At 71.3% G+C, this 14,966-nt stretch carries 15 protein-coding genes; 13 read left to right on the top strand and 2 right to left on the bottom strand.

Going from position 1 to position 14,966, the window contains the following annotated elements; genetic code table 11:
• Window position 1 precedes the first annotated feature (1 nt).
• The 7 genes from AC1DUE_RS09170 (at window position 2) to AC1DUE_RS09140 (ending at window position 6,666) form a co-directional block, all read left to right on the top strand.
• The gene (locus AC1DUE_RS09170) at window positions 2-1,513 is read left to right on the top strand and encodes an MmgE/PrpD family protein (protein WP_477039095.1); all 1,512 of its coding nucleotides are present in this window, start codon (window positions 2-4) and stop codon (window positions 1,511-1,513) included.
• Window positions 1,513-2,427, top strand: coding sequence for a methylisocitrate lyase (gene prpB, locus AC1DUE_RS09165; protein WP_477039094.1), 915 nt, complete (start codon window positions 1,513-1,515; stop codon window positions 2,425-2,427). Before AC1DUE_RS09170 ends, prpB begins: the two co-directional genes overlap by 1 nt.
• On the top strand, window positions 2,424-3,605 hold the full coding sequence (locus AC1DUE_RS09160; RefSeq protein ID WP_477039093.1) for a bifunctional 2-methylcitrate synthase/citrate synthase: 1,182 nt from the start codon (window positions 2,424-2,426) through the stop codon (window positions 3,603-3,605). The genes prpB and AC1DUE_RS09160 overlap by 4 nt, the downstream gene beginning before the upstream one ends.
• Window positions 3,606-3,667: 62 nt before the next feature.
• A complete protein-coding gene (locus AC1DUE_RS09155) occupies window positions 3,668-4,501 on the top strand; it encodes a formate/nitrite transporter family protein (protein WP_477039092.1) in 834 nt (277 codons plus the stop codon).
• A gap of 65 nt (window positions 4,502-4,566) precedes the next feature.
• Window positions 4,567-5,358, top strand: a complete 792-nt coding sequence (locus AC1DUE_RS09150) for a PIG-L deacetylase family protein (RefSeq protein WP_477039091.1) — start codon at window positions 4,567-4,569, stop codon at window positions 5,356-5,358.
• 129 nt (window positions 5,359-5,487) lie between these two features.
• Entirely contained in the window at window positions 5,488-5,643 is a 156-nt protein-coding gene (locus AC1DUE_RS09145; RefSeq protein WP_477039090.1) for a hypothetical protein, read from the top strand.
• A 159-nt stretch (window positions 5,644-5,802) separates the two neighbouring features.
• Window positions 5,803-6,666: an SDR family oxidoreductase gene (locus tag AC1DUE_RS09140; RefSeq protein ID WP_477039089.1), complete on the top strand. Its 864-nt coding sequence runs from the start codon at window positions 5,803-5,805 to the stop codon at window positions 6,664-6,666.
• Window positions 6,667-6,675: 9 nt separating this feature from the next.
• Here AC1DUE_RS09140 and adhP read toward each other — a convergent pair whose 3' ends face one another.
• Entirely contained in the window at window positions 6,676-7,692 is a 1,017-nt protein-coding gene (gene adhP / locus AC1DUE_RS09135; protein WP_477039275.1) for an alcohol dehydrogenase AdhP, read from the bottom strand.
• A gap of 174 nt (window positions 7,693-7,866) precedes the next feature.
• Here adhP and AC1DUE_RS09130 point away from each other — a divergent pair, with 174 nt between their 5' ends.
• The 4 genes from AC1DUE_RS09130 (at window position 7,867) to AC1DUE_RS09115 (ending at window position 12,374) form a co-directional block, all read left to right on the top strand.
• Window positions 7,867-8,322, top strand: a complete 456-nt coding sequence (locus AC1DUE_RS09130; RefSeq protein ID WP_477039088.1) for a methylglyoxal synthase — start codon at window positions 7,867-7,869, stop codon at window positions 8,320-8,322.
• Window positions 8,323-8,363: 41 nt separating this feature from the next.
• Window positions 8,364-9,341 (top strand): formylglycine-generating enzyme family protein, encoded by a 978-nt coding sequence (locus tag AC1DUE_RS09125; protein ID WP_477039087.1) that lies wholly within the window; start codon window positions 8,364-8,366, stop codon window positions 9,339-9,341.
• 79 nt (window positions 9,342-9,420) lie between these two features.
• The gene (locus AC1DUE_RS09120; protein ID WP_477039086.1) at window positions 9,421-11,787 is read left to right on the top strand and encodes a sulfatase-like hydrolase/transferase; all 2,367 of its coding nucleotides are present in this window, start codon (window positions 9,421-9,423) and stop codon (window positions 11,785-11,787) included.
• 74 nt (window positions 11,788-11,861) lie between these two features.
• Complete coding sequence (locus tag AC1DUE_RS09115; RefSeq protein ID WP_477039085.1) at window positions 11,862-12,374, top strand: potassium channel family protein; 513 nt, start codon at window positions 11,862-11,864, stop codon at window positions 12,372-12,374.
• A 7-nt stretch (window positions 12,375-12,381) separates the two neighbouring features.
• On the opposite strand, the gene AC1DUE_RS09110 is transcribed toward AC1DUE_RS09115, so the two are convergent.
• Window positions 12,382-12,834 carry a DUF1579 family protein gene (locus tag AC1DUE_RS09110; protein ID WP_477039084.1) on the bottom strand — a complete coding sequence of 151 codons (453 nt, stop codon included), beginning with the start codon at window positions 12,832-12,834 and terminating at the stop codon, window positions 12,382-12,384.
• Window positions 12,835-12,911: 77 nt separating this feature from the next.
• On the opposite strand from AC1DUE_RS09110, the gene AC1DUE_RS09105 reads away from it, so the two are divergent.
• The gene (locus AC1DUE_RS09105) at window positions 12,912-13,529 is read left to right on the top strand and encodes a CG0192-related protein (RefSeq protein ID WP_477039083.1); all 618 of its coding nucleotides are present in this window, start codon (window positions 12,912-12,914) and stop codon (window positions 13,527-13,529) included.
• Between the two features lie 130 nt (window positions 13,530-13,659).
• On the top strand, window positions 13,660-14,949 hold the full coding sequence (locus AC1DUE_RS09100) for a hypothetical protein (RefSeq protein WP_477039082.1): 1,290 nt from the start codon (window positions 13,660-13,662) through the stop codon (window positions 14,947-14,949).
• Window positions 14,950-14,966: the final 17 nt, after the last annotated feature.

Genomic DNA, 14,966 nt, shown 5'->3' with positions numbered 1-14,966 from the left:
CGTGAAGCTCCACGAACTGCGTACGTACAAGAGCTCCGAGCCGCTGCCGCGCGAGCAGCAGCTGGCCTGGAAGATCGCCGAGGTCGCGGCGGACCCGGTGGCCGTCGACGCCGACGTCACCGACATGATCGTGAACCGGTTCATCGACAACGCGTCGGTCGCGGTCGCGTCGCTGAAGCGCGCGCCCATCGTCGCGGCCCGCGGTCAGGCACAGGCCCACCCGGTCGGCCCGGCGTCCGGGGGAGCGGGCGCGACGGTCTTCGGCATCGACGGGCGGTACGGGCCGGAGTGGGCCGCCTACGCGAACGGCGTGGCCGTGCGCGAGCTCGACTACCACGACACGTTCCTGTCGGCCGAGTACTCGCACCCGGGCGACAACATCCCGCCGATCCTCGCGGTCGCCCAGCACACCGGCGCGGACGGCGCCGCCCTCGTGCGCGGCATCGCCACCGGGTACGAGATCCAGGTCGACCTGGTGAAGGCGATCTCGCTGCACGCCCACAAGATCGACCACGTCGCCCACCTCGGGCCGTCCGCGGCCGCGGGCATCGGGACGCTGCTCGGGCTGCCGGTGGAGACGATCTACCAGGCGATCGGCCAGGCCCTGCACACCACGACGGCTACGCGGCAGTCGCGCAAGGGCGAGATCTCGACCTGGAAGGCGTCCGCCCCGGCGTTCGCCGGGAAGATGGCGATCGAGGCGGTCGACCGGGCCATGCGCGGCCAGACGAGCCCGTCGCCGATCTGGGAGGGCGAGGACGGCGTCATCGCATGGCTGCTGGACGGGCCCTCGGGCCGGTACGAGGTGCCGCTGCCCGAGACGGGCGAGGCCAAGCGCGCGATCCTCGACACGTACACCAAGGAGCACTCGGCGGAGTACCAGGCGCAGGCGTGGATCGACCTCGCCCGCGCGCTCGGCGCGAAGCACCCCGAGATCCGCGACCCCGCCAACGTCGAGCGGATCGTGCTGGCCACGAGCCACCACACGCACTACGTGATCGGGACGGGCGCCGACGACCCGCAGAAGTTCGACCCCGAGGCCAGCCGCGAGACCCTCGACCACTCCATCGCGTACATCTTCGCGGTCGCATTGCAGGACGGGTCGTGGGACCACGACCTCTCGTACGCGCGGTCGCGGGCCACCCGCCCCGACACGGTCGCGCTCTGGCACAAGATCAGCACCGTCGAGGACCCGGAGTGGACGCGGCGGTACCACTCGAACGACCTGACCGAGAAGGCGTTCGGCGGCCGCGTCGAGATCGACCTGGTGGACGGCGGACGGATCGTCGACGAGATCGCGCTCGCCGACGCCCACCCGCTGGGCGCGCGACCCTTCACGCGGCCCGACTACGTGCGCAAGTTCCGCACGCTGGCCGGTCCCGTGCTGTCGGAGGGCCAGATCGACGACTTCCTGGCGCTCGCCGAGCGGCTGCCGTCGTTGACCGCGGCCGAGGTCGGCGACCTCAACGTCCTGGTCGCGGACCTGCCCGAGGCTCCGAAGGGACTCCTCTGATGCTGCACTCAGGCGTGAGCGCCGCCGACAAGCGCGCGTCGTTCCGTGCGCGACTGGCCCAGGGTGACCTCCTGCGGATGCCCGGCGCGTTCAACCCCCTGAGCGCGGCCCTCATCCAGGACAAGGGTTTCGAGGGCGTCTACATCTCCGGCGCCGTGCTGTCGGCGGACCTGGGCCTGCCGGACATCGGCCTGACGACGCTGACCGAGGTTGCGCAGCGCGGCGGGCAGATCGCCCGGGTCACCGACCTGCCCACCCTGATCGACGCGGACACGGGATTCGGCGAACCGATGAACGTCGCCCGGACCGTCCAGGTGCTCGAGGACGCCGGCATCTGCGGCATGCACCTCGAGGACCAGGTCAACCCGAAGCGCTGCGGGCACCTCGACGGCAAGGAGGTCGTCGACGAGGCCACGGCGCTCAAGCGCATCCGCGCGGCCGTCGAGGGTCGTCGCGACCCGAACTTCCTCGTCATGGCGCGCACCGACATCCGGGGCGTCGAGGGGCTGGGCGCCGCCGTCGACCGAGCCAAGGCGCTGCAGGACGCGGGCGCCGACGCGATCTTCCCCGAGGCGATGGCGTCGCTGGAGGAGTTCGAGGCGATCCGGGCCGCGGTGAGCGTGCCGATCCTGGCCAACATGACCGAGTTCGGCAAGAGCGAGCTGTTCACCACGGCTCAGCTGGCCGACGTCGGCGTGAACATCGTCATCTTCCCGGTGTCTCTGCTCCGGCTGGCGATGGGCGCGGCCGAGCGCGGCCTGGAGACGATCCTCGCCGAGGGGTCGCTGACCACGAAGGTGCCCGAGATGCAGACCCGCGCCCGCCTCTACGAGCTGCTCGACTACGAGGCCTACTCCACCTTCGACTCCGGAATCTTTACGTTCGACCTGGACAACAACAGGAGCGGTGCATGAGCGACATCAAGAAGGGGCTCGCCGGCGTCTACGCCGACGTCACGGCCGTCTCCAAGGTCAACCCCGAGACCAACTCGCTGCTCTACCGCGGCTACCCCGTGCAGGAGCTGGCGTCCACGCAGCCGTTCGAGGCCGTCGCGTACCTGCTGTGGCACGGAGAGCTTCCCGACGAGGAGCAGCTCGCGGCGCAGAGGGCGGCGGAGCGGCCGCTGCGCGCCCTCGACACCGACGTCCGCACGATCCTGGACCTGCTCCCGCTCGACGCGCACCCGATGGACGACCTGCGCACCGCCGTGAGCCTCCTGGGTGCCGTCGACCTAGCCGGTTCGGGGTCGGTGCTCGACGCGAGCGGGAGCGCCGACGACAACCTCGCGCGCAGCCTGCAGCTGTTCGCGGCGCTGCCCGCGATCGTCGCCTACGGCCAGCGCCGTCGTCGCCGGCTGGACGTCGTCGAGCCGCGGGACGACCTGGACTACGCGGCCAACTTCCTCTGGATGACCTTCGGCGAGGAGGCCGACGAGGCCGTCGTCGACGCCTTCAACCAGTCGATGGTGCTGTACGCCGAGCACTCCTTCAACGCGTCGACGTTCACCGCGCGCGTGGTCACCTCGACGCTCAGCGACCTCTACTCGGCCGTCGTCGCCGCGATCGGTGCCCTGAAGGGCCCGCTGCACGGCGGCGCCAACGAGGCGGTGATGCACATCTTCGACGAGATCGGCTCCGCGGAGAACGTGTCCGCCTGGCTCGACACGGCCCTCGGCGAGAAGCGCAAGATCATGGGCTTCGGGCACCGGGTCTACAAGCGCGGGGACTCCCGGGTGCCCACCATGAGGGCGGCGCTCGAGGACCTCGTCGAGCACTACGACCGGCCGGACGTCCTGGCGCTGTACACGGCGCTGGAGGAGGACTTCGTCGCACGCAAGGGCATCTACCCCAACCTCGACTTCCCGTCCGGGCCGGCCTACAACCTCATCGGCTTCGACACCCCGACGTTCACGCCGATCTTCGTCGCGTCGCGCATCACGGGGTGGACCGCGCACATCCTCGAGCAGGCGGCGTCCAACGCGCTCATCCGCCCGCTGTCGGAGTACGTCGGCCCCGACGAGCGGCACATCGAGGGCTACGTCCCGCACGCCCACGAGCTCGCCATCGCCGACCGCCCGGACGAGGCGGGCTGACACCCCGAACAGGTGCCGATCGGCCCTGATGCACGGCGGTGCCTGCGTGCCACCGTTCTGGTGTGCTGACGATCGACGACGCCATGGACCACCAGGCCGACTACGCCGCGACGAAGGTGGGTCTGACCCGACGCCCCCTGGCCTACCTCGTGCAGGCCGCGCTCGCGGGGTCGTTCATCGGCGTCGCCGTCGTGCTGATGGTCTCCGCCGCCGGGGGCCTCGCCCTCGCGGGGTCGCCCTGGACCCGGCTCGTGCAGGGGCTGGTGTTCGGCGTGGCCCTGACGCTGGTGTTCAGCGCCGGCGGCGAGCTCGCGACCTCGAACATGATGACCTTGACGCAGGGCGCGATCCGCCGGTCCATCGGGTGGTGGGCCGCGGGCGTGACGCTGATGTTCTCGCTCGTCGGCAACCTCGTCGGCAGCGTGCTGTTCGCGGCGATGGTGCACGCGACCGGGCTGCTCGAGCCCGAGACCCCCGCGGGCACGATGCTCGCGAGCCTCCTGGCGGCCAAGAGCCACGAGTCCGGGGGACAGCTGTTCTGGCGCGGGGTGCTCTGCAACATGCTCGTCTGCCTGGCGATGTGGTCCGCGGCCCGGCTGCGCAGCGAGGGCGCCAAGCTCGTCGTCATCTTCTGGTGCCTGCTCGCGTTCATCACCTCGGGCTTCGAGCACGTGGTCGCCAACATGACGACGTTCTCTCTCGGCCTGTTCGGCGACGTCCCCGGAGCGACGGTCGAGGCGTTCGGCCGCAACCTCCTGCTCGTCGGCGTGGGCAACCTCGTGGGTGGCGCGGTCGTCGTCGGTGCGGCTTACGCGCTGGTCGCGGGCCGTGAGGCCCGTCCCGGCGCAGTCGCCGACCGCGACGGGGCGTCCGAGCTCGCCGACCGCCCCGCCTGACTGCGCGAACCGACCGGTCGAGCAAACGGGTTGCTCCCACCGCGCGGTCCGGCCACGGTGGAGCCATGGAACCGGTCCCCGCGGCGCACGGTCTCGCCGTGTGCGTCGCGCACCCCGACGACGAGGCCTACGCGGTCTACGGCACCGTCGCGCTGCACCGCGACGACCCCGAGTTCCGGCTCACCGTGCTGCACGCGACGGACGGTGACGCGGGGGAGATCGCCCCGGGCGTCGACGCCACGCCCGAGACGCTCGCGGCGGTCCGTCGTGAGGAGTCACGCCGGGGGTGGCTCGCCGCCGGGGTCGCGCCGGCCCGGCACGACTTCCTCGGGCTGCCGGACGGTCGCCTCCCGGACGCGCCGTTCGACGAGCTCGTCGACACCGTCGCCAGGTTCCTCGACGAGGAGCGTCCGGCGGTCGTGATGACCTTCGGTCCCGATGGCGTCACCGGCCACCCCGACCACGTGACGATCGGCCGGGCGACGGACCTGGCGTTCGAGCGGGTGCGCCAGGACGGCGGCCCGGGCCTGCACCGGCTCGTGCACGGCGGGATCCCGACGGCGCTCTTCGAGCGGATGCAGGCGTCGCTGGCCCGGCACGGCAAGCCGCTCTGGGACCCGAACCGCACGTACCACCTGCGCGGCTTCCCCGACGAGCTGCTCGGGATCACGGTCGACTCGCGTCCGGTCGCGCAGGCGGTCGTCGACGGTCTGCTCGAGCATCGCACCCAGCGCCACGTCCTGTGGGACGGGTCCGACGACCTGTGGCGGCGCACGGTCGGCGTCGAGAACTACGCGATCGCGTGGCCGCCGGGACGACCGGACCCGGTGCTGACGGACGTGTTCGAGGGGTTGTGACGCCACAGGCGAACGGTCGCACGACGTGCGGCGACGCCCGACCGGGACGACGATGCAGATGTCCCGATCAAGCAGCGGTGGGGACCACACCGGCGACGGCGACGTCGCCTCGTCCAGGAAGGCACGGCCGTGGCTCTGTGGCTCATCCTCATCATCATCGGTGTCGTCATGATCATCCTGGGCGTCGCCGTCACCGCAGCGAAGGTGCTGCTGTGGATCGGCATCGCCCTCCTCGTGATCAGCCTGATCGGCTGGCTGCTCGGACGGGGCAGGTCGCGCGCTTAGGCGCCGCCGCGGACGCCTCCGGTCCCGGCGTGGGACCGGAGGTCGTGCACGAGCTCGGACTTGTCGTGACGTTGCACTCGTCGCGCACCGGCGGCCGCTCGGTGAGAGGCTCGACCAGCTGAAGCAGGCGGCACCGGCACGTCGTGCAGGGAGCGAATCATGTCCGACAGCACGCCGCAGTTCCCCGCCCAGCAGCAGCAACCACCCGGGCTGACCAGCCGCATGTCACCGGTCCCCGACCACGGCGAGTCCAGCTACCGGGGCTCCGACCTGCTGTCAGGCAGGCGGGTGCTCATCACGGGCGGGGACTCCGGGATCGGCCGGGCCGTCGCGATCGCGTTCGCTCGCGAGGGCGCCGACGTCGCGATCGTGTTCCTGCCCGAGGAGAAGGTCGACGCCGACGAGACCGCCGCCTGGGTCGAGCGCGCGGGCCGCCGGTGCGTGCTCGTCGCAGCCGACCTCCGCGACGAGCAGCAGGCCCGCGACGCCGTGGCGCGCGCCGTCGACGAGCTCGGTGGCCTCGACATCCTGGTGAACAACGCCGGCTACCAGTGGGCGAGGCGGTCGTCGATCGCGGACATCACCACCGAGCAGCTCGACCGGGTCCTCAAGACGAACCTCTACGCCCTGTTCTGGGTGACGCAGGCCGCCCTCGAGCACCTGGGCGAGGGCAGCGTCATCCTCAACAACTCCTCGATCCAGGCCTACCAGCCGTCGGAGGCCCTGCTCGACTACGCCTCGACCAAGGCCGCGATCAACAACATCACGGTCAATCTCGCCTCCGAGCTGGGACCGCGCGGCATCCGGGTCAACGCGGTAGCCCCCGGCCCGATCTGGACGCCGCTGCAGCCGGCCACCCAGCCGCCGGAGAAGATCGAGGCGTTCGGCACGGACACCCCGCTGGGCCGAGCGGGACAACCGGCCGAGGTCGCCCCGGCCTTCGTCTTCCTGGCCGCGCAGTCGACCGCGTCGTACGTCTCCGGCACGGTCCTGGGCGTCACGGGAGGCAAGCCGGTCTTCTGACGCCGCGGACTACCGCAGGTCCAGGACCACGCGGCCGTCGATCTCGCCGCGGAGCATCTCGGCGAAGATCGCGTTGATGTCCTTGAGCGGCCGGAGCGTGTAGGTCGGGTGGATCAGGCCGCGGGCGTAGAAGTCGAGCGCCTCGGTCATGTCCTTTCGTGTGCCGACGATGGAACCGCGCACCGTCAGCCCGAACAGCACCGTCGTGAAGATGTCGAGCGGGAACTGGTCCGGCGGCAGCCCGACGAGCGCCACGGTGCCGCCCCGACGCAGCGCGCCGACGGCCTGCGGGAACGCGTGCGCGTTGACGGCCGTCACCAGCGCGCCGTGCACCCCGCCCGTGAGCTCCTGGAGCCGCGCAGCCGGGTCCGCCTCGAGCGCGGCGTTCACCACGACCTCGGCCCCGTGCTTGGTCGCGAGCGCGAGCTTGGTCTCGTCGACGTCGATCGCCGCCACGCGCCGCCCCATCGCGACGGCGTACTGCACGGCGAGGTGGCCGAGTCCGCCGATGCCGGAGACCAGCACCCACTCGCCCGGACGCGTGTCGGTCATCTTGAGGCCCTTGTAGACGGTCACGCCGGCGCACAGCACGGGTGCCGCGCCGGCCGGGTCGACGCCGGAGGGGATCACCGGGCAGTACCGCGAGTCGACGACCATGTACTGGCCGAAGGAACCGTCCACCGAGTAGCCGCTGTTGCGCTGGTTCGGGCACAGCGTCTCCCAGCCGGTCTCGCAGTACTCGCACTCGCCGCACGCCGATGCGAGCCAGGCGTTGCCGACGAGGTCGCCGACCGCGACGCGCGTGACGCCCGCGCCGACCGCGACGACGTGCCCGACGCCCTCGTGCCCGGGGACGAAGGGCGGTGTGGGCTTGACGGGCCAGTCCCCGCGAGCGGCGTGCAGGTCGGTGTGGCACACCCCTGAGTAGTCGACGCGGACCAGTGCCTCGTGCGGACCGACCGCGGGGACCGCGACCTCCGTCACGTCGAGATCCTCGGTGAACGACCGGACGACGCCGGCCCTCATGGTGTCCATGGCGCGCACTCCTCGCTGAGCTGCTTCCCTGTGCGGGTCCCCGCGACGGTGCGGGGACCTCCAGTCTTCGCCGCGGTGGAACAGCCCCGTAGGGCCGAATGGCCCGAGCCGACCTGTACGCGCTGCGTCGGCGCGCCCAGACTGGGCTCAGCCCCGGGAGGTGCCATGACCGCAACCAGCAGCCCGCGTCACATCGCGCTCGTCGCCCACGACAACAAGAAGGTGGAGCTGCTGCGGTGGGCGGAGTACAACCGCGGCACCCTGGCCGATCACGTGCTCTACGCCACCGGCACCACCGGCACGATGCTCGAGTACGAGCTCGGGCTCCCGGTGCACCGCTTCCTGTCCGGTCCGGTGGGAGGCGACCAGCAGATCGGCGCCCGCATCGCCGAGGGCTCCATCTCCATGCTGATCTTCTTCTGGGACCCGCTGGAGCCTCAGCCGCACGACCCGGACGTGAAGGCGCTGCTGCGGATCGCGACGGTCTGGAACGTCCCGATGGCGTGCAACGTCTCGACCGCGGACATGATCATCTCGTCGCCGCTCCTGGCGGGCGACTACGAGAACACGCGCCCGGACCTGAGCCCGCGCACGTGGGAGGGCCCGACCGAGGAGGCCTGAGGTCACGCCGCCGACGAGCCCCGTCGTAGGAGGATGAGGCCGTGACCACCGATCATGCGTGTTGCGCTCCCGGAGCCGGGCACGACCACGGACCGGCGACGATCCCGCTCGGCGTCCCCACGCTCGCTGCAGACGTCACCGCGAGGCTGCGCGCCTCCGTCCTCGCCGACATGGTCGACGTGCCCGGCGGCGAGTTCGTCATGGGGCACGACGGACCCGACGGCTACCCCTCCGACGGCGAGGGGCCGGCCCACGTCGTGCGGCTCCGACCGTTCCGGATGATGCGGACCGCGGTGACGAACGCCCAGTTCGCCGGCTTCGTCGACGCGACGGGGTATCGCACGGAGGCCGAGGTCTACGGCTGGTCGTTCGTCTTCGCGGGCCTGCTGCCCGATGACTTCCCGCCCACCCGGAGCGTCGTCGGCACGCCGTGGTGGCGCCAGGTCGAGGGCTCGGACTGGCGCCATCCCGAAGGACCGCACTCCGACGTGGCCGACCGTGCCGACCACCCGGTGGTCCACGTGAGCTGGACGGATGCCTCCGCGTTCGCCTCGTGGGCCGGGGTCCGGTTGCCGACCGAGGCCGAGTGGGAGCGCGCGGCGCGGGGCGGTCGTGGGGGCGCTCACTACCCCTGGGGAGACGAGCGCGAGCCGGACGGTGAGCACCGGATGAACGTGTGGCAGGGGGAGTTCCCCGCCCGGAACACGCTCGAGGACGGCTACCTGGGCACGGCCCCGGCGGCAGCGTTCGCCCCCAACGAGTTCGGGTTGCACAACACCACCGGGAACGTCTGGGAATGGTGCCAGGACTGGTTCGCCACGGACACGTACCGCTCGTCGCCCGGTTCCGACCCGACGGGACCGGCCCAGGGATCGGCGCGGGTGATGCGGGGAGGCTCCTACCTGTGCCACGAGTCGTACTGCTTCCGCTACCGCGTCGACTCGCGCAGCTCGAGCTCACCTGACTCCTCGGCGGGCAACGTCGGCTTTCGATGCGTAGCCGAGCAGGTTCACACGTAGGGGGTGATGTCGCGGCAGCTGCCCGCACCTAGCGTGAAGGGACGCGGGCATGCCGCCCGAGACCGGACGGAGACTCCCGATGCGACCCGACAGCCACGCCCGCACGATGCTGCCCATCCCCGACCGGCCCGCGCCGACGCTGACGACGTACGACGCGAAGGACCCGGACACGGCGTTTCCGCCGATCGAGCCGCTCCTGCCTCCTGAGGGCTCTCCGAACGTGCTGGTGATCCTGCTCGACGATGTGGGCTTCGGGGCGTCGAGCGCGTTCGGCGGTCCGTGCAGCACCCCGACCGCGGAACGGCTGGCGGAGGGTGGTCTGCGGTACAACCGGTTCCACACCACGGCGCTGTGCGCACCGACCCGGCAGGCGATGCTCACCGGGCGCAATCACCACTCGGTGGGCATGGGAAGCATCACCGAGACCGCGACGTCGGCGCCCGGGAACAGCTCCGTCCGCCCGAACACCAAGGCGCCGCTGGCGATGACGCTCAAGCTCAACGGGTACTCGACCGCGCAGTTCGGCAAGTGCCACGAGGTGCCTGTGTGGCAGACCTCGCCCATGGGCCCCTTCGACGCATGGCCGTCCGGAGGAGGAGGGTTCGAGACCTTCTACGGGTTCATCGGTGGCGAGAACAACCAGTACGACCCGGCGCTGTACGAGGGGACGACGCCCGTCGAGCCACCGGCCACAGCGGAAGAGGGGTACCACCTCACCGAGGACCTCGCGGACCACGCGGTGGCGTGGGTGCGCCAGCAGAAGGCACTCATGCCGGACAAGCCGTTCTTCATGTACTTCGCTCCGGGCGCCACGCATGCGCCGCACCACGTGCCGAAGGAGTGGATCGAGAAGTATCGAGGGCGGTTCGACGAGGGTTGGGACGTCCAGCGCGAGCGCACGTTCGTCCGCCAGAAGGAGCTCGGGGTCGTCCCCGCCGAGACCGTGCTGACCGCGCGGCACGACGAGATCCCGGCGTGGGACGACATGCCGAACGAGCTCAAGCCGGTGCTGGCGCGCCAGATGGAGGTGTACGCGGCGTTCCTGGAGCACACGGACCATCACGTCGGGCGCGTCATCGACGCCATCGAGGACCTCGGGGTGCTGGACGACACCCTGATCTACTACATCGTCGGCGACAACGGTGCATCGGCCGAGGGCACGCCGAACGGCGCGTTCAACGAGATGGCGAACTTCAACGGCATGGCTGCCTTGGAGACGCCGGAGTACCTGCGGAGCCGGATGGACGAGCTCGGTTCGCCCACCTCGTACAACCACTACGCGGTCGGCTGGGCCTGGGCCATGAACTCGCCCTTGCAGTGGACCAAGCAGATCGCGTCGCACTGGGGCGGCACCCGTAACGGGACCATCGTGCACTGGCCGAGCGGCATCGCGGAGAAGGGCGGGCTCCGCTCGCAGTTCACGCACGTGATCGACGTCGCCCCGACGATCCTGGCGGCGGCCGGGCTGCCCGAGCCGGCGATGGTCAACGGCGTGCAGCAGTCGCCCATGGAGGGCACCAGCATGCTGTACACGTTCGACCAGGCGGACAGCCCCGAGCGCCATGACCTGCAGTACTTCGAGATGTTCGGCAACCGCGGCATCTACCACCGCGGGTGGAGCGCGGTCACCAAGCACCGCACGCCCTGGATCATGGTCGGCGGCACCGTCCCGGCGTTCGACGACGACGTCTGGGAGCTCTACGACGGCTCCGTGGACTTCAGCCAGGCGCACAACCTGGCCGCGGAGCGACCCGACCTCCTCGCCAAGCTCCAGCGCCTCTGGTTGATCGAGGCGACCAAGTACAACGTTCTCCCCATCGACGACCGCACGGCCGAGCGGTTCGACCCCCCGACAGCCGGGCGGCCGACGTTGATCCGGGGGACGTCCCAGCTGTTCTTCGCCGGGATGGGCCGGCTCTCGGAGAACAGCGTGGTGAGCATCAAGAACCGCTCGTACTCCGTCACGGCCGAGATCGACGTCCGCGAGGAGGGGGCGCACGGCGTCCTCATCGCACAGGGAGGCAAGTTCGGAGGATGGAGCGTGTGGGTCAGCTCGGGTCGCCTGACGTACACCTACAACATGCTTGGCATCCAGGAGTTCACGGTGACGGCCGACGAACCCGTGCCGCCGGGCAAGCACCAGGTGCGCATGGAGTTCGCCTACGACGGCGGCGGGCTGGCCAAGGGGGGCGACGTGACGCTCTTCCACGACGGGACGCCGGTGGGCAGCGGGCGCGTCGGAGCGACGCAGCCGATGATCTTCTCCGCCGACGAGACGACGGACATCGGCTACGAGTCCGGCACCACCGTCAGCTCGGGCTACACCGCACGGACCAGCCGCTTCACCGGCAAGATCCACTGGGTGCAGCTCGATGTCGGCACCGACGACAACGACCACTTCATCGATCCCGACGAACGCTTGCGGATCGCCATGGCTCGGCAGTAGGCCGGGTCGCCGTGTCCGGTGTGCGCGCAGGCCAGCTCGGGACGCGGCGGGAGCGACGCCGCATCCTCACCGGGATGGTCATCCGTTGCGTCGGCGTCGTCGCGCTGCTGACAGGCGTCTACGCCCTCCTCCCGTTCGACCGCATCGCCGACGTCCCGCTCTGGCTCCTGCTGCCGGTCGGCATCCTCGTGCTCACGGCGGTGGCCGCGTTGCAGATGCGGTCGGTGCTCCGGTCGTCGACCCCAGCTCTGCGCGCGATCGAGGCGCTCACCGTGACGGTGACGCTGTTCCTGCTGCTGTTCGCCAGCTGCTACGCCGTGCTGTCGCGCGTGGACGAGGGGAGTTTCGACCTGCCCTCGATGACCCGCACGGACGCGCTCTACTTCACGGTCACCGTCTTCTCGACCGTCGGCTTCGGTGACCTGAGCCCGGTGAGCCAGGGCGCGCGCGTCATCGTGACGATCCAGATGGTGCTCGATCTGCTGCTGGTGGGCCTGGGGATCCGCGCGCTCGTCGGTGTGGTGAACGAGGGCCGTCAGCGCGTGGCGGGCGAGTCGGGCGCTGGCGCGTCGGTGACGAGCGAGTGAGGTGCGCTCACGGCGTCGTGCCCACGCGTTCCAGCGCGAGCTCGACCACCTGGTAGGGGTCCTGCCCCGGCACGACGTTGTGCATCGTGAGGACGGCATCCCGTGGCCGGACGTGGATCTGCCAGCCCCAGTCCGGACCCTCCTCGGCGGGATAGGTCCCGTTCAGCCGCAGCTCGTCGTCCTCGACGCCGCCCGTGAAGCTCATCCACGTCGGACCGGTGTGCCAGGAGTCCACCCAGACGGCCGAGGCCTCGTCGGCCGTGCCGCCGATCAGGATCAGCCCGTCCTGCGGGGCGTCACCGTCCGCCCACGTATAGGCGACGGAGACGAAGCGGAGGGCCGTGACGCCGACCGTCGCGGTGGCCGGCGAGGACTGGTAGTCGTCGGTGGGCATCAGGCGCAGGAGGTTCGTGCCCTGCCAGCTGCCGAACAGGGGAGCGAGGTGGTCGACGACACTCATGGGCCGACTGTAGCGACCGGTGTTGCTCGGCTGACCAGAGCGACGTGGGTCCACGGGTCGCACGTTAGGGTCGGCCGATGGCCCTGATCCACCGCGCCTCCATCCGTCCGACCAAGGCGGAGCTGCTCGCCGACTGGGTACCCGCTCAGCCGTGGGGGGAGCCGGAGTTCGAGCTGGTCGGCGCGTACCGGTTCGACGACCCGGACGGCGAGGTCGGTATCGAGACGCACGTCCTGTCGACTGCCGACGGGCACCTGCTCCAGGTTCCGCTGACCTATCGCGGCGTCCCGATGCCCGAGACGGAACAGTTCCTGGTCTGCACCATGGAGCACTCGGTGCTCGGGCGGCGCTGGATCTACGACGCGACCGGGGACCCCGTCTATGCCCGCGTGCTTGCGTCCGTGCTGCTGGCGGGCGTCGACCAGGCCGAGGAGCTGGTCGAGGGCGCCGACGGACCGCGCGAACCGAGCGTGCGCGTCACCGGGAGCGGGTCCCGCTCGCGGGAGGTCCCGGCCATCAGCGACGTGAGCTCGTCGTCCGACGGCTCGACGACGGTCATGGAGATGCCGGGTGCTCCGCAGATCGTCATCTGCCGCCGTCTCGACCGGCACGCACCCACGGCCGACCGTGCGGCCACCCTCACGGGCACGTGGTCGGGTCTCGGGGCGCCGGTCCTGCTGGCCTACGTCGCCTGAGGCGTCGCCGCGCCGGGCCGCCGAACCGTGGACGACGACGAGCGGCCAGGGCGGCACCGAGCTGCGATGTTCGGCAACGTTCATCGCAGTCGTCCGATCCCGGGGCGACCCCGCACCTACGCTGGCGATCGTGCCCTCCCGAGCGTCCAGGCGCGCAGTCGTGGCCGCCGCGACCTGGGCTGTGTGCCTCGTCGTGGTCTGGGTCGGCGGCCTCCTGCTCGAGCACGCCGGCGCCGTGATCACGTACAGCGACGCGCCGCCGTTCGTCGGGCATCTTCGTCTGCACGTCTCGGTCGGGACGGTCGTCGCCGTGCTCGTCGCAACCTTGGTGGTCGTCTGCGGTCCGGCGTTCGCGCGGTCGGCGCGTTGGGGCGTGCTCCTGCTGCTGGGCTGGGTCGTGACCGCCGCGTTCGCGGTCGCGCTCGCGACCACCGACGGCTGGTCCGCCGTGACGGCGCCGCTGCAGGGCGAGCACGACTACCTCGGTGTCGTGCCGCTGGTCCGGGACGACCCCGGGGCGTTCCTGCGGACGTTCACCGACCGTGCGTTGGACTACCCGATCCACGTGCGCGGGCACCCGCCCGGGTTTCCGCTGCTGCTCGCCGGAATGGACAGGGTCGGGCTCGGGGGCGCCGGCTGGGCGGCCGCTCTCGTGATCGGTGTGGGGGCGAGCGCGGTCGTCGCCGTCGCGATCACCGTCCGGGCGCTCGCAGACGGACCGGGGCAGGACGTCGTGCGGCGCGCGCTGCCTGCGGTGGTCCTGGCGCCGGCGGCCCTCTGGCTCGCGACGACCGCCGACGCGTTCTTCGCCGGCGTGCTCGCCTGGGGCATCGCCCTGCTGGCACTGGCCTCGACACGGGAACGGGGCTGGCCGTGGGCGCTGGCCTCCGGGCTCGTGCTCGGGCTGTGCCCGTTCCTGTCCTACGGCCTGCTCCCCATGGGTGCGCTCGCGCTCGTCGTCGGCGTCGCCACGAGGCGCTGGCTGCCGACGATCATCGCGGGGTGCGTCGTCCTGGCGAGCGCCGGCGCGTGGGCGGCCGCAGGGTTCTGGCTGCCCGACGGCGTCGCGGTGACCCACCTCGCCTCGTCGCTCGGGCGGGCCGCCGACCGGCCGTACGCGTACTTCGTCGTCGCGGACCTCGTGCTCCTCGGCCTGCTCGTAGGTCCCGCCGGGGTGGGCGGGCTGACGGGCCTGCGGAACCTGCCGCGGGCCGTGCGGCTCCTCGTCCTCGTCGCTCTCGCCGCCGCCCTCGTCGGCGCGCTGTCGGGTGTGGAACGCGGCGAGGTCGAGAGGATCTGGCTGCCTCTGGCCTGCTGGGTCGTGCCGGCGGCGGCGGTCCTCGCGCCGAGCCGACGCTGGCTCGTCGCCCAGGCGGCCACCACCGTCGTGCTCCAGGTCGTCCTCGCCTCGGCCTGGTGAAGGGCATCGTCACGTAG

The sequence above is a fragment of the Cellulomonas sp. P4_A2 genome, from assembly GCF_056402515.1.
The sequence above is the reverse complement of the archived record's forward strand: the minus strand, read 5'-3'. Positions and strand labels throughout refer to the sequence as shown.

Coding starts and splice junctions, on each gene's coding strand:
- AC1DUE_RS09115 (WP_477039085.1), top strand. CDS start 11,862: ATGGTCATCCGTTGCGTCGGCGTCGTCGCGCTGCTGACAGGCGTCTAC.
- AC1DUE_RS09105 (WP_477039083.1), top strand. CDS start 12,912: ATGGCCCTGATCCACCGCGCCTCCATCCGTCCGACCAAGGCGGAGCTG.
- AC1DUE_RS09120 (WP_477039086.1), top strand. CDS start 9,421: ATGCGACCCGACAGCCACGCCCGCACGATGCTGCCCATCCCCGACCGG.
- AC1DUE_RS09160 (WP_477039093.1), top strand. CDS start 2,424: ATGAGCGACATCAAGAAGGGGCTCGCCGGCGTCTACGCCGACGTCACG.
- prpB (WP_477039094.1), top strand. CDS start 1,513: ATGCTGCACTCAGGCGTGAGCGCCGCCGACAAGCGCGCGTCGTTCCGT.
- adhP (WP_477039275.1), bottom strand. CDS start 7,692: ATGAGGGCCGGCGTCGTCCGGTCGTTCACCGAGGATCTCGACGTGACG.
- AC1DUE_RS09140 (WP_477039089.1), top strand. CDS start 5,803: ATGTCCGACAGCACGCCGCAGTTCCCCGCCCAGCAGCAGCAACCACCC.
- AC1DUE_RS09130 (WP_477039088.1), top strand. CDS start 7,867: ATGACCGCAACCAGCAGCCCGCGTCACATCGCGCTCGTCGCCCACGAC.
- AC1DUE_RS09110 (WP_477039084.1), bottom strand. CDS start 12,834: ATGAGTGTCGTCGACCACCTCGCTCCCCTGTTCGGCAGCTGGCAGGGC.
- AC1DUE_RS09150 (WP_477039091.1), top strand. CDS start 4,567: ATGGAACCGGTCCCCGCGGCGCACGGTCTCGCCGTGTGCGTCGCGCAC.